A 12,314-nucleotide genomic window follows, 5' to 3' on the forward strand; every position below is an offset into this window, starting at 1 on the left:
ATTTGTTTTACTGTCCTCAGTAAAAAAAGCAGGTCATCTTCTACCCGTTGATGAAAATCAATGTTCTTGCTTACAGTTATCTTAAAGTTTTCTTCATAGTGGCCATGCCTGGGACAGCTCCTTGAACGTCTAACGTCAACAATTTCTTCAATGAGGAGACTGCAGCCTGTTTATCGACCATAAAAGGAATTTTATGTTTTTCAAGATAGAGAGGAGCAAAGTAACTATCACCAGCGTATAGAATGCCGTCAACACGGAAGCCGATCTGGCCGTGGCTGTGCCCTGGCAGAGAAATCACTTCCCCGCTGATGCTGCCAATTTCCACTGTTCCTTCCTCCACAGAATGGGTAACGGAGACAGCGGGGCCTTCAAGAAATTTATTTCTCATTTCCTTTGGAGGTTCGTTTCCCTGAAATAGATATACAGGCTCAAGCTTTGGCTGTTCCAGCACTTGTCTTTCAAAAGACTCAGCCACACACGTACCTGCTCATTCTCTGCTATCCACCCGGCTCCTCCAAAATGATCCGTATGAGCATGAGTTATCAGCACATCAGTTAACGGCAGCCCCTTTTCTTTTAACTGTTTTACCGCTTTTTTAGATACGGAAGCATCGATGCCCGCGTCAATAAGAAGCCCTGTCTCATTTTTTTGTACATATCCTATGTTGACCGGGCTTGCAAAGTAGGAACACCCTTCTTTAATCTTTTTTAGGTTCATGGCTTCCCTTCTCTCCTTCTTTTTCTCTTTTCCTCAGCTTAATTTGCTGCCAGGAGATAATAAGGAATACAATTCCTATCAGCAGTCCAAAAAAAGATCCAATATGAAATATACCTTGCTGAATCCAATAAAGAAAAAAAAGACCTCCTGAAAACAACAAAATGAGTACTCCTAATATAACAAAAGAAATCACAGAGATTCCCCTTTCTTTTAAAGCTTTTATACTTGTACGCAAAAAAAGGACCTTATCAGATGGTCCCTCTCAGCCATTACGCTTTTCCATCAAATAAACGCCCGTGTCCGTAGAGCTCCTTCTCGATGTCTCTGCGTTTTCTTGTAAGCTCTGCGTTTCTTTCATACCGGTCATATTCTTTCGTTTTCCCGCCGGGCAAACGCTGAAAAAGGATCCGCTGAACCGGTGTTATTCTCTTAACAAAAAGCTTTTCTTCAGGCATCCGGCTCCCGTATTGAAGTGCTGTAATGTTATGATGCGGCGGTACATATCCCATATGTAACAGCCCCTCTCATAAATGGTTTATAGTACTATACCCTCATTCTTAAAAAATATACTTTTAACCAAGACTTACCTTTTCCCTTTGCCCACCTTTTGATAGGATAATAAGGTAGCTTACCAAACACGATATTAAGCATATAGGGTGGAGATTTTGAATGAAAGTAGCCTTGTTTCAAGAGCAGCTGATTCATACAGAGAAAGTAGACAGGTACCATTGGCAGCGTGTGGTCAGCAGTGCAAGCAAAGGACAAGTGTTATGCCCTGTGTGCCGTGCTCCGATCCATGCGAAAGTCGGTATCCACCATCCCTTGTCTTTTCATCACCCAGGGGATGATTCTTTTTGCCTCTCAGAGGCTGAAAAGCTTGCCAAGCATATTCAAACGAAGGACACGTCTCCTAAAGAAAACAACGGATTTGAATTACCAAAAAGCAGAACAATATCCGAAGGAACAACTGAAGAAAATAGTACACATTTATGGCGTAGTCCTCTGTGGGTAACAGTTCCCACAGAATGTAGTCTCTCCCAGCGAAAGGAACCAACAGGTGACCTTTATAAACAATTTCTCGACAGGCACAGCCTTTCGTTAACCCAGCCTCAGTGGGAAGCCGTCCATACTACTGATGGTCCGCTCCTTATCTTAGCCGGAGCAGGCAGCGGTAAAACCAGAGTGTTAACAGCCCGGACAGCGTATATGCTGACGACAGAAGAGATTCCTCCTAATAGATTGGCGCTTATCACTTTCACAGTAAAAGCAGCCAAAGAAATGAAAAGACGTCTCCAAACCCTTCCCGGTCTGGGCCATATTAATTTATCAGGTCTTTTAGCCGGAACGTTTCACAGCATCTTTTATAAAATGCTGATTCACCATGAAAAGGAGAAATGGCAGCAGCACCGCCTTTTAAAGGAAAATTGGAAGCAAGAAGGAATCTTAAAAGAAAAAGGGAAAGAGCTCGGACTCGATGACCGCTCTTTTGCTTATGATCAAGCCCTGCTGCAAATCAGCCAGTGGAAAAACCAAGGAAAGTCTCCTCAAGAGATAGAATCCGCTGATCCCTTTGAAGAACAAACACTTTCTTTGTTTTCTTATTACGAAGAGGTCAAGGAGCAAAAAGGCCTTTTTGATTTTGACGATATGCAGACTGGCTGTTTAAAAATGCTCCAATCGAACCCGGAACTGTTAGAACGATATCAGGAACGTTTTAAATATCTTCTGATTGATGAATATCAGGATATAAACCCTATTCAATATGAAATTGTACAGCTGCTGACGGCACGCTATCGTAACCTATGTGTGGTTGGTGATGATGACCAGTCTATCTATGGATTCAGGGGAAGCGATCCTTCTTTTATACTCAGATTCACTGATAATTTTCCGGAAGCCAAAACAGTTACCTTAGAAGACAACTACCGCTCTACGTCTCCGATTATTACATTGGCTAACCAGGTCATTACTAACAACCAGGCAAGACATGAAAAAGAAATGAAGTCGATAGAGCCTGCAGGCCATTCCCCTCTTCTGTATTATCCATTGAATGAAGAAGAGGAAGCTACAGCAACCGTTACAGACATCAAGCAGCAGCTTGAACAGGGTTCTTCTCCTAACGATTTTGCTGTATTATACCGTACTCATTCGGCAGGGAGAGCATTATTTGAACGGCTGCTGGAATCTAACGTTCCATTTACGTCTTACGGAAACCAGGAAGCATTTTATTTAAAAAAGCATATTCGCAAAGCGCTTGCTTATCTTCGATTATCCATTAATCCTGACGATGGAAACGCCGTCCGCGAACTCATGTCTGCATTGTTTATTAAGCAGTCAGCATATAATGATGCCCGCGTGCTTTCTATTAATGAAGATATCACGCTCCTTGAAGCACTGCCTTTGCTTTCAGAATTCCAACGGACAAAGCTTAAAAAAATTATCCCTAAGATTCCTTCTTTGAAAAGGAAGGAACCTATAGAAGCCCTGAAAGTTCTGCAGCAGGACCTTGGATTAAAAGAATATGTAAAAAAGAACGGGAAAGAAAGGAAATAAACTGGAAAGAGGCTCTGACGATATCAAAGATCTTGAAACGGCAGCCCGCAGACATGATACAGTATCCAGTTTTCTAGAACATGCCGATCATATGACGGCGCAATGTGAGCTGATGAAAAAAGAAGGCGAGCAGCTCAAGCCGTGAAAATTATGACCATTCATCAATCTAAAGGATTGGAATTTGAGAATGTCTATATATTAGGGGCAGTAGAAGGCGGACTCCCCACGACCATTCCCTTGAAATGCTCAGAGAAGGAAAAAGCAGTTACCTTGAAGAAGAGCGGCGGTTAATGTACGTTGCCTTGACCCGGGCGAAGAAAAAGGTTGCCATCTCTGTGCCCCAGTACCGCCGGGAAAGCAAGGCCAGAGCTTCCCGTTTTATAAAGGAACTCCGGGGACAAAAGCATCTTCCATCTACCCATAAAACAATAAAAGCCGGCCACCCATAAAGAAAAGGGTGGCTTTTACTTTTTTTGGCACGCCTAAATAGTCAAATTTCCCAGATTTCACTCACCAATTTCCACCTATCTTTATATGATGGTATGGAAAAGATTAAGAAGGAGTGAAAAACATGGGTTGTGGAAAAAAGCATGATACTGGCCACTGTGTATGTGATGCAGTTGCTGCCATTAAAGATGCACAAGATAGAGTCAGACCAGCAGATGACTGCGTAAACAGCTGTTTTACTAATTTATTAAGTCCAAAAGGCAGACCTACTACCATGGATACCATCCCGTTTATCCTAAAAGATAAAAAAGGCGATATGTTCCATGCTTTTGGAGATATTGGAGGAGATGACTGCTTTGCAACCGTCTTTTTCAGAGTAGAAGAGCTGGATGAAGCTAAATGCTGCGCTACATTGTCTTTGCTGCGCCCGGATGCAACAGTGGACTTCCATGGCAGCTGCATTGATCCAACGTTCCTTTGCGATGTGACTGCTCTTGAAAGAACAAGGTTCTGTATTGAAGTTGACTTAAAATGCTTCTGTGCCATTCAATGCCTGGATCCGGCATTAGTCGGACCGATCGATGACCGCCGTCATCATTGCAGCAAATAAAGAACAACCCTCCTCACATACGAGGAGGGTTTTCTTCATTATCTTATAAGCTTGTAATAGCTAAATGTTTAATATCTTTTTCATGGACTGAGACTGTGGTAAAGGTGTCTCTAGTTTCAAGAGTTATGGTTTGATTCTGGTAGGATTTAAAATATCCCTCATAATACTGTTCATCAGTCTCACATGTAATAACCGGATGAATAAAATGAGGCACGGTTTTTAAATAGGCAATGGTTTCTTTTACTTCTTTTGGCACGTTAAAATCAGGCTGTTTATTTAGTATCAGTTCTTCATTCTCTCTGTTTTCTTTTTTTATCGTTTCCTCTATACCTGTCCTTGTTCAAGCCTTAAAATATCCTTTTCTTTTTCATTCATGTTCTTTTTGTTCGTTTTTTGCCCCTTTTTCCTTCCGCTGCTTTGGCTTTCTTTCTTCTCTTGCTTTCTTATCAGAAAGCTTCCTCTTTACAGCAAACATCTGCTGGGGGGCGTCTGAACTTTTAAATTGAGGCTGGTCAATATAATAAAGGGGTTGCTGCACCGGTTTTTTTTGATTGTAAGTGGACAAAAGTTTCCCCTCCTTTTTTAATCTTTTCTTTATATGTATGTGTAAAATACAGAGGTAGACGTTGTTTTCTTTCTTCTTTATGGTCTAAAAAGATAAAAAAGAAACAGAAAATAAAAAAACGCCGGGTATACCGGCGTTAATAATTAACACACGTAAGCTGCTCCAACAATTACAAGCAAAATAAACAACACAACAATTAAAGTAAATCCGCCGTATCCTGCTCCATATCCAGACATTAAAAATTCCTCCTTTAAATTGGTTCTTGAGAAATCTCTCTCACCATAGCTATATGCAAATGTTTTTTGATGGTGTGTTTTCTTACGCAATTAGGCTGGTGCTATCTTCGTTTCACTTATCAGCCATTTTTCAGGCATTCGCACACTAGATATTCCTTCTACATATGGTATAGGGAAAAGAAAGTGACTTAGATAGAAAATAAGGAGAGAAAAAATATGTGGTTTGAAGACTATCAGGATGTTCGGCAGCAGCCACTGTCCAAATGATCCCTCCGCAGGTGATCAGCCGGTACGTAAATCAATGGATTACTACCTCGATTCCAGGGTACGGCGAAGTAGTGGCTTATGTCCTAGAGTATAATCCGCGCACAGGAATGGTATCTTTATTTATGTATCGAGAAGGCCGGGTCACACCTCAATATATTCAAGTTCATTATTCTGACTTAATCGGCATTGCTCCATACTATGGTCCAATTCCTCCTCGTCCTCGTCCCCGTCCAAGGCCTCCCCGTCCGAGACCTCCATGGGGAACCGCTCCAGGACCGGGTGCTCCAGGCCAGCCAGGTACCGGGTTTTTTCCTTGGCTATGGGGCCAGTTTTTTTAAAGGATAACTTTTGCTCTTACCCTTTCTTACATGAAGATAAAAAAGCGAAGGGGGGAATCCCCCCTCCGCTTTTTGTTTAAGTTATGAGACGCCGGCATCCTTTTTTACAAAAGCGACTTTTTCCTCTTTCAGCACTTGACCGTTCTTTGTTACTTGTATATATTCACCATCAGTTAAATTGGTAAACACCACAGGTGTGATCGCTGACTTCGCTTTTCTTTCAATCAAGTCTAAATCAGCTTTCACCAAAGGCTGCCCGGCTTTTACCTTCTCTCCTTCTTCCACAAATACTTCAAAGCCTTCTCCTTTCATATTTACCGTGTCAATCCCAATATGAAGAAGAATTTCCAGCCCATTCTCTGACTTAATTCCTATCGCATGTTTTGTTGGAAACACATTAATAATTGTCCCATCAACTGGCGAGACAAAAATGTTTTCTGAAGGCTTGATCGCAAACCCATCACCCATCATCTTTCCAGCAAACACCTCATCCGGCACTTCTGAAATATCAAGTACCTCTCCACTCGCAGGACTAAATAGTTCTTTCTCATTTACAGCTGCCGGCACTGCAGGCTGAGATTCTTTCTTGGGATCAAATGAGGGTTCATTTGTTGCAGGCTCGGTTGGTACTTTTCCTGCAATAATATCCTGCATCTGGGATTTAAGAGCATCTGATTGAGGGCCAAAGATCGCTTGGACATTATTTCCTACTTCCATCACACCCGATGCTCCAAGCTCTTTTAGTCGGTCTTTATTTACTTTGCTTTTATCATTGACGCTGATACGAAGACGTGTAATACATGCATCAAGCTGATTTAAATTTTCCTGTCCACCAAATGCCTTTAAGACTTCATAAGGAAGTTCTTTGGTTTCTCCCGTATCGCCTTGCTGCTTTTCTTTTGGCTTCTCACGTCCAGGGGTCATCAGGTTAAACTTCTTAATCGCAAAACGGAAACCAAAGTAATAAATTAGGGCAAAAGCAAGACCAACCGGTATCACCAGCCACCATTCTGTTCGGTTAGGTAGTATTCCAAACAAGAAGAAATCAATGACTCCCCCTGAGAAGGTCATGCCAATTTGAACCCCTAGAATGTGCATTACCATAAAAGATAAACCAGCAAAAACTGCATGAATGGCAAACAACAAAGGAGCAACAAATAAGAAACTAAATTCAATAGGCTCAGTAATACCAGTTAAAAATGAAGTAAGAGCTGCAGAGCCCATGATACCAGCCACATATACTTTTTGGTCTTCTCTTGCACAATGGTAAATAGCTAACGCAGCGGCCGGTAGCCCAAACATCATGAACGGATATTTACCGGTCATGAATGTTCCTGCTGTCAGGTCAGCTCCTTCGCGAATTTGTTCAAAGAAAATCCGCTGGTCCCCGCGAATCGTTTCCCCGGCAGCATTTACATACGAACCAAATTCAAACCAAAACGGGGAATAGAATATATGATGAAGGCCAAACGGAATCAATGCTCTTTCAATGACTCCAAAAATAAAAGCAGCCAATGTACGGTTAGATTCGGTCATAAAGTAAGAAAATGTGTTCAGCCATCCTGTACAGTTGGCCAGATAAAATTCAAGGCGATCCCGATGAACAACCCGCCAAAGGCGGTAGCAATCGGAACAAACCGTTTTCCAGCAAAAAAGCCAAGGTATGAAGGCAATTCAATATTAAAATATTTGTTATACATGTATGCGCCAAGTATCCCTGCAATAATTCCGCCGAACACACCGGTCTGCAACGTCGGGATCCCTAATACTTCCGCATAGGCCGGGCTTCCATCAACCATGTCAGATTCAACGCCGCCCATTACTCCCATCGTTACGTTAATAATTAAAAATCCAATCACTGCTGCTAATCCGGCAACACCATCACCATTGGCAAGCCCCAAAGCTACCCCGATGGCAAAAATTAACGGCAGGTTGTCAAATACAATTCCTCCTGCGTCTTCCATCAGCTGAGCTATAAGCTCTACGGGTCCAGCCTCCAAGAAAGGCATGATAGCGATCATGTCAGGATTTTGCATGGCGTTCCCAAACGCCAGTAAAATCCCGGCTGCAGGCAGGATGGCTACAGGGAGCATTAATGCACGCCCAATACGCTGTAATATACCAAACGCGTTTTCATCTTTTATCCTCCTAATAAGTATAAATAAATATAAAAAAGGCATGAGAGAAAATAGAGGCCAGATAAGCGATGGTCAAAAGAGCACACACTGCTCCCTGCCATCAGCATCTGGACATCTAACTTTTTCTCTCATGCCTGCTTTACCAGTAACACGGAATAAGTTCATCCACGTTTATTATTTAGTTCTTGAAAGCCTTTGCATATGAAGCGTTAAATAAACTGCTTCACTGTCAGGTATTGTTGTCTGTAAGGAATGCTGCATAATTTTTATCAACTTCCAGGACAAATTGTAGCACACAGGATATTCTTCCATCAACACCTTTTTTAAAGAATAGGGCTCTTCCTCATTGTAAGTATTATTTTGTATGCGCTGAATAGCTTGGTGTAAATGTCTGAAAAGTCGTTGGTGGTTCATATCCTTAGGATCCAGCTCAATATTTAGACTTTTTCAATCACCTCTGTCAGATTAGACACCAGCTGTGTGTGTTTATTAACATCTGATAATGAGCGATTAGAAACTGCACTATGCAGATGCAGCGTAACAAATCCAATTTCCCCTTTAGGAAGTGAAACCCCCACACATCTATTCAAATACTCAATAATTTCTTCAGCGGCTGCGTATTCCTTAGGATAAGCAAGTTCAGTTTCATGAAGGAAAGGATTCTTGATCTCCATCCCCTGCTGCAAACGGCGCACGGCAAAAAATAAATGGTCAGTTAAACCAATGTGGATATGTTCATTTAGCTCAAACTTATATTGTTCTTTAACAAATGACATCGCTTCATTCATGCAGGCAATAAAGTCTTCACTTACCTCGTTTAAAAGCTGCTTATATTGCTCTTGCTCTTCTTTTCCATGCAAAATAAAAAACTTTTCTGCTTTTTCCTCTCCTACTGAGTCACCTGTTTTCTTTCCAAAACCAATTCCCTTGCCTGTCAATATGACTTCTTCAAATTCTTCGTGCTCTGCAATGACGACATTGTTATTCAGAACTTTTAATACTTTCATCCTAAACCCTCATTTACCCGTGTTTATCTCTTTGATCTTATAGCTGTGACCCAAAGGTGTCAACAAAAAAACAAGTGCTTATAAACACCGGCGAAGCGTTTTAAGCACTTGTTTCTCTTATTGTTTACATCCCAATGATGTTATATCCTCCATCAACGTGGAGCATTTCTCCTGTGATCCCACGGGATAAATCGCTCATAAGAAATAAGGCTGTATCGCCTACTTCTTCCTGGGTGACCGCTCTGCGCAGTGGTGCCCGTTCTTCCATTTCCTTAATCACATCGTTAAATCCAGCGATTCCTTTGGCAGCCAGGGTACGGATAGGGCCTGCAGAGATAGAATTTACACGAATTCCATCTTTTCCAAGGTCGTTAGCCAGATATTTCACGCTTGCATCCAAAGAAGCTTTCGCTACTCCCATTACGTTATAATTTTTCACTACCTGCTCTCCGCCAAGATACGTCATCGTAACAACTGATCCGCCTTCGCTCATCAAGTCAAGGTTTTTCACAGCTTTCATTACTCCAGTCAAGGAATAAGCGCTAATATTATGAGCTAGCAAAAATCCATCTCTCGTAGTATTTAAATAGTCTCCTTCCAGCTCTTCTTTGTTGGCAAAAGCAATACAGTGTGCGAGTCCGTGGATCACTCCTACTTCCTCTTTGATCGTTTGAAAGGCTGATTCAATTGCTTCATCATCACTAATGTCACATGGCAGGACCACAGAGTCATCCTTCTCAAGGCTGTCTGCAAGCTGGCGAACGTTTCTCTCCAGGCGCTCTCCTGCATAAGTGAATACGAGGCGGGCTCCTGCTTTGGATAAGCTTTGGGCAATCCCCCATGCAATGCTTCTTTTATTTGCTACGCCCATCACAACATATGTACGTCCTTCTAACGATAAATTCATTTTCTAACCCCTTTCTATCTTTATTATTTTCCCTTGTTCTTATCACCTGGTCATAAGAAAGTATAACATGTTTTTTTCTTTATCCTACCAATCAAAAATTGACCTGACACAAAAAGATAAAGGGCTGTAGAGAGACTTTTCTTCCCATAGCTTTTTATATAATGATTAATGAGACTCCTCAGATACGCTCCAAGACGTTTTCCCCGGGCAACGCTTCAGCTGCCTCACAGCCAGCTAAGGGGTGTTTTTGCATTTTTAGAGCAAATAAAATGGCTGGAAGACAACATTTCTCCAAAACATTAGGAACCCACGCTTTAAAAAAGCGTGGGTTCCTCGACAGTCTGAGGGCTGTTCCAAGCCCTTTAATCTTCGTAATCGCTTCTTCTCATCACTGTTTTTGGTATTTCTGTCCCTCTTGCCCCTCTTTCGTCCACCTCTTGATCTATTGGCGGGAACATCACCATAAAGCTTTCGGGCGGAAGAGTAGCCAGTTGCTGGGGTAGATCCTCCAATACAGGACTCCACGCACTTGTTCCTCTTCTTCCGCTGATTAAAATAACAAGGGTATCTTTCTTTGTTTCCTGAAGGGGCCCTCCAGAACCTCTTCCCATGAATCAGCTTCTTTCATGTCAAAGGTAACTTGCGGTTCAGCTCCACTGATAATTCCCTCGAACCGTTTTTTCTTATCTTTTACGACAAGTACTTCTATCTGAGCACTTAGTTGAGCTGCCAATCTCTTAATAGTAATTACTGATTCCATAAAGCCGCTTTGATGGTCACTTCCAGGTGGAAGGAGGAGTACCAGCTTATTTACTGTATTAATTGGATGGGCAAACTTGGAAACAATAAGGTGCTGCTGAGTAAGGTCTAGAATCTGGTCAAGTTTTCGGCCAAACATTTTTGATTCCGTAGAAGTTTCAGCCTTCCACTCAAGAAGAATCGTATCTATACTTTTCTCTTGTGAAGCCCGTTCAATACCGGCGGCTACATTGGCATCAACTGGGGTCAAAATTTGAACAGGCACCTCAGCTGCAGCTCCGTAAACGATGGCGTGACCGAGCATTTTCTCTGCTTCAGCGAGCCGTTTTGCATCCGGTTTCCCCTGATCCTGAACCACATGTAACGCATATACATGCTCTGTGGAATGCTGTGTCCTTAATAAAAAGGCAAGATCGAGCAGTGCATCTGTGGTTGTTGTGGTGGTTTGGGAAAGTGGAATGAGCACTCTTCCGGCATCCTGCTTCGTACGCGAAAAGCTTACTTCCTCGTTTAAAGCCATTTGCCTTCCGTATTTTTCCACTACATATGGGCCAATCATACAAGTAATAAGAATCATAAAGATTACACCGTTTACGGTCGTCTGGTCAAACAGGCCCAGATCGTACCCGACAAGAGTAGCCGCAAGAGTGGCCGCTGCCTGCGGCACGGAAAGCCCAAACATAACTTTTTCCTCGGTTTTATTAAAATGAAATAATTTAGAGGAAAAATAGACAGCAAGCCATTTCCCTATGGGAAGGAGTAAAATCATCCCGCCCGCAAGAGCCCAGGACTCTGGCGACTCTATAAATAGGCGGACATCCATCAACATCCCCACACTTAACAGGAAAAATGGAATAAACAGCGCATTTCCCACAAATTTGATTCGATTCATTAACGGACCATGCTCTAAGATGTACCTGTTTAAAGCCAGGCCTGCCAGGAACGCCCCAATAATGGTTCCAGCCCGGCAAAAGTCGCTCCTGCTGCGCTGGCAAACAACATTGTCATCACAAAAATGTATTCTCTTGATCCTTCATGACTTGTTTTTCTAAAAAATATTTTAGATAAAAAGGGCAAAATAAGAAAAACAAGAGTGACATAGAGAATAATTGATACGAGCAGAACCATCCAAAAAGCAGCATTAATCTGTCCTTGTGTCATTGCTGCAATAATAGCAAGAACAAGCATGGCTCCTGTGTCTGTTATAACCACTCCGCCCACCGTGGTGGTTATTGCTCTATTTTTTGTTATTCCCAGCCGGCTTGCTATCGGATAGGCAAGCAATGTATGAGAGCCAAGGATCGAACCAAGCAATACAGAAGCTGTTAGTGAATAACCCAATACCAGTGCCAGGACTAAGCCTAGGAAAAAGGAATAGCAAAGGAAAATGACCCGTAAATGACACTGTCCCTCCGGTATTTCTGAAATCCTTCCAGGTCAATCTCCAGCCCCGCAATAAAAATGATATATAATAGTCCAACTGTACCGAGTAAAACAATTGTATTGTCTCTTTCAAGAAGGCCGAGACCATTAGCCGATGATTACACCGGCAAGTATAAGGCCAATCAGGCCGGGAGTTCTTAATTTGTGCATCAGCATTGGGGCAAGCAAAAACGTCACCATAGCTAAAGCGAAAATTAAAACCGGATCGCCAATAGCTGTATACATGTTCCATCTCCTTTATAAAACATTTTATTTTCCCGCTTATCCCATCATGTTTTTGTTCTGTTTAAATAGGGAATGGGTCAATCTCATTACACCGGCAGCGCCCGC

Annotated in this window: 16 protein-coding genes and 3 pseudogenes; 5 read left to right on the top strand and 14 right to left on the bottom strand. The window is 42.3% G+C overall.

Features of this window, described 5'->3' with window-relative positions; translation table 11 throughout:
- Window positions 1-76: 76 nt before the first annotated feature.
- The 4 genes from JCM19033_RS00650 to JCM19033_RS00665 form a co-directional block, all read right to left on the bottom strand.
- Window positions 77-388 (bottom strand): MBL fold metallo-hydrolase, encoded by a 312-nt coding sequence (locus tag JCM19033_RS00650; RefSeq protein ID WP_054634903.1) that lies wholly within the window; start codon window positions 386-388, stop codon window positions 77-79.
- Window positions 385-717, bottom strand: coding sequence for an MBL fold metallo-hydrolase (locus JCM19033_RS00655; RefSeq protein ID WP_054634904.1), 333 nt, complete (start codon window positions 715-717; stop codon window positions 385-387). The genes JCM19033_RS00650 and JCM19033_RS00655 overlap by 4 nt, the downstream gene beginning before the upstream one ends.
- Window positions 698-910, bottom strand: coding sequence for a hypothetical protein (locus JCM19033_RS23990; RefSeq protein WP_054634905.1), 213 nt, complete (start codon window positions 908-910; stop codon window positions 698-700). Before JCM19033_RS23990 ends, JCM19033_RS00655 begins: the two co-directional genes overlap by 20 nt.
- Window positions 911-986: 76 nt before the next feature.
- A complete protein-coding gene (locus tag JCM19033_RS00665; protein ID WP_054634906.1) occupies window positions 987-1,226 on the bottom strand; it encodes a hypothetical protein in 240 nt (79 codons plus the stop codon).
- A 160-nt stretch (window positions 1,227-1,386) separates the two neighbouring features.
- Here JCM19033_RS00665 and JCM19033_RS00670 point away from each other — a divergent pair, with 160 nt between their 5' ends.
- The 4 genes and pseudogenes from JCM19033_RS00670 (at window position 1,387) to JCM19033_RS00680 (ending at window position 4,324) form a co-directional block, all read left to right on the top strand.
- Window positions 1,387-3,267, top strand: coding sequence for an ATP-dependent helicase (locus tag JCM19033_RS00670; RefSeq protein ID WP_054634907.1), 1,881 nt, complete (start codon window positions 1,387-1,389; stop codon window positions 3,265-3,267).
- A 150-nt stretch (window positions 3,268-3,417) separates the two neighbouring features.
- Window positions 3,418-3,545: pseudogene (locus JCM19033_RS21745) on the top strand (3'-5' exonuclease); the annotation flags it as partial.
- A 12-nt stretch (window positions 3,546-3,557) separates the two neighbouring features.
- Window positions 3,558-3,716: a hypothetical protein gene (locus JCM19033_RS23010; protein WP_198153374.1), complete on the top strand. Its 159-nt coding sequence runs from the start codon at window positions 3,558-3,560 to the stop codon at window positions 3,714-3,716.
- Window positions 3,717-3,838: 122 nt separating this feature from the next.
- On the top strand, window positions 3,839-4,324 hold the full coding sequence (locus JCM19033_RS00680; RefSeq protein WP_054634909.1) for a CotY/CotZ family spore coat protein: 486 nt from the start codon (window positions 3,839-3,841) through the stop codon (window positions 4,322-4,324).
- Between the two features lie 43 nt (window positions 4,325-4,367).
- On the opposite strand, the gene JCM19033_RS00685 is transcribed toward JCM19033_RS00680, so the two are convergent.
- From JCM19033_RS00685 to JCM19033_RS21750, 3 genes are all read right to left on the bottom strand, one after another.
- Complete coding sequence (locus tag JCM19033_RS00685) at window positions 4,368-4,580, bottom strand: hypothetical protein (protein WP_054634910.1); 213 nt, start codon at window positions 4,578-4,580, stop codon at window positions 4,368-4,370.
- A 111-nt stretch (window positions 4,581-4,691) separates the two neighbouring features.
- Window positions 4,692-4,889, bottom strand: coding sequence for a hypothetical protein (locus JCM19033_RS00690; protein ID WP_054634911.1), 198 nt, complete (start codon window positions 4,887-4,889; stop codon window positions 4,692-4,694).
- Between the two features lie 143 nt (window positions 4,890-5,032).
- A complete protein-coding gene (locus tag JCM19033_RS21750; protein WP_083465193.1) occupies window positions 5,033-5,125 on the bottom strand; it encodes a YjcZ family sporulation protein in 93 nt (30 codons plus the stop codon).
- 263 nt (window positions 5,126-5,388) lie between these two features.
- Here JCM19033_RS21750 and JCM19033_RS00695 point away from each other — a divergent pair, with 263 nt between their 5' ends.
- Window positions 5,389-5,730, top strand: coding sequence for a hypothetical protein (locus JCM19033_RS00695; protein ID WP_054634912.1), 342 nt, complete (start codon window positions 5,389-5,391; stop codon window positions 5,728-5,730).
- A gap of 81 nt (window positions 5,731-5,811) precedes the next feature.
- On the opposite strand, the pseudogene ptsG reads toward JCM19033_RS00695, so the two are convergent.
- The 7 genes and pseudogenes from ptsG to JCM19033_RS24805 all read right to left on the bottom strand — a co-directional run bounded on the left by ptsG (window position 5,812) and on the right by JCM19033_RS24805 (window position 12,209).
- A pseudogene (gene ptsG / locus JCM19033_RS00700) lies at window positions 5,812-7,910 on the bottom strand (glucose-specific PTS transporter subunit IIBC).
- A 132-nt stretch (window positions 7,911-8,042) separates the two neighbouring features.
- Window positions 8,043-8,282, bottom strand: coding sequence for a PRD domain-containing protein (locus JCM19033_RS26950; RefSeq protein WP_306301171.1), 240 nt, complete (start codon window positions 8,280-8,282; stop codon window positions 8,043-8,045).
- A gap of 23 nt (window positions 8,283-8,305) precedes the next feature.
- Window positions 8,306-8,875: a PRD domain-containing protein gene (locus JCM19033_RS00705; protein ID WP_306301172.1), complete on the bottom strand. Its 570-nt coding sequence runs from the start codon at window positions 8,873-8,875 to the stop codon at window positions 8,306-8,308.
- Window positions 8,876-8,999: 124 nt separating this feature from the next.
- Window positions 9,000-9,782: an enoyl-ACP reductase FabI gene (gene fabI, locus JCM19033_RS00710; RefSeq protein WP_054634913.1), complete on the bottom strand. Its 783-nt coding sequence runs from the start codon at window positions 9,780-9,782 to the stop codon at window positions 9,000-9,002.
- Window positions 9,783-10,144: 362 nt separating this feature from the next.
- Window positions 10,145-10,294: a hypothetical protein gene (locus JCM19033_RS24785; RefSeq protein ID WP_269757896.1), complete on the bottom strand. Its 150-nt coding sequence runs from the start codon at window positions 10,292-10,294 to the stop codon at window positions 10,145-10,147.
- 38 nt (window positions 10,295-10,332) lie between these two features.
- Window positions 10,333-12,040: pseudogene (locus tag JCM19033_RS24790) on the bottom strand (cation:proton antiporter).
- A gap of 31 nt (window positions 12,041-12,071) precedes the next feature.
- Window positions 12,072-12,209: a hypothetical protein gene (locus tag JCM19033_RS24805; protein WP_269757898.1), complete on the bottom strand. Its 138-nt coding sequence runs from the start codon at window positions 12,207-12,209 to the stop codon at window positions 12,072-12,074.
- Between the last annotated feature and the right edge of the window lie 105 nt (window positions 12,210-12,314).

Source organism: Thalassobacillus sp. C254, assembly GCF_001310615.1.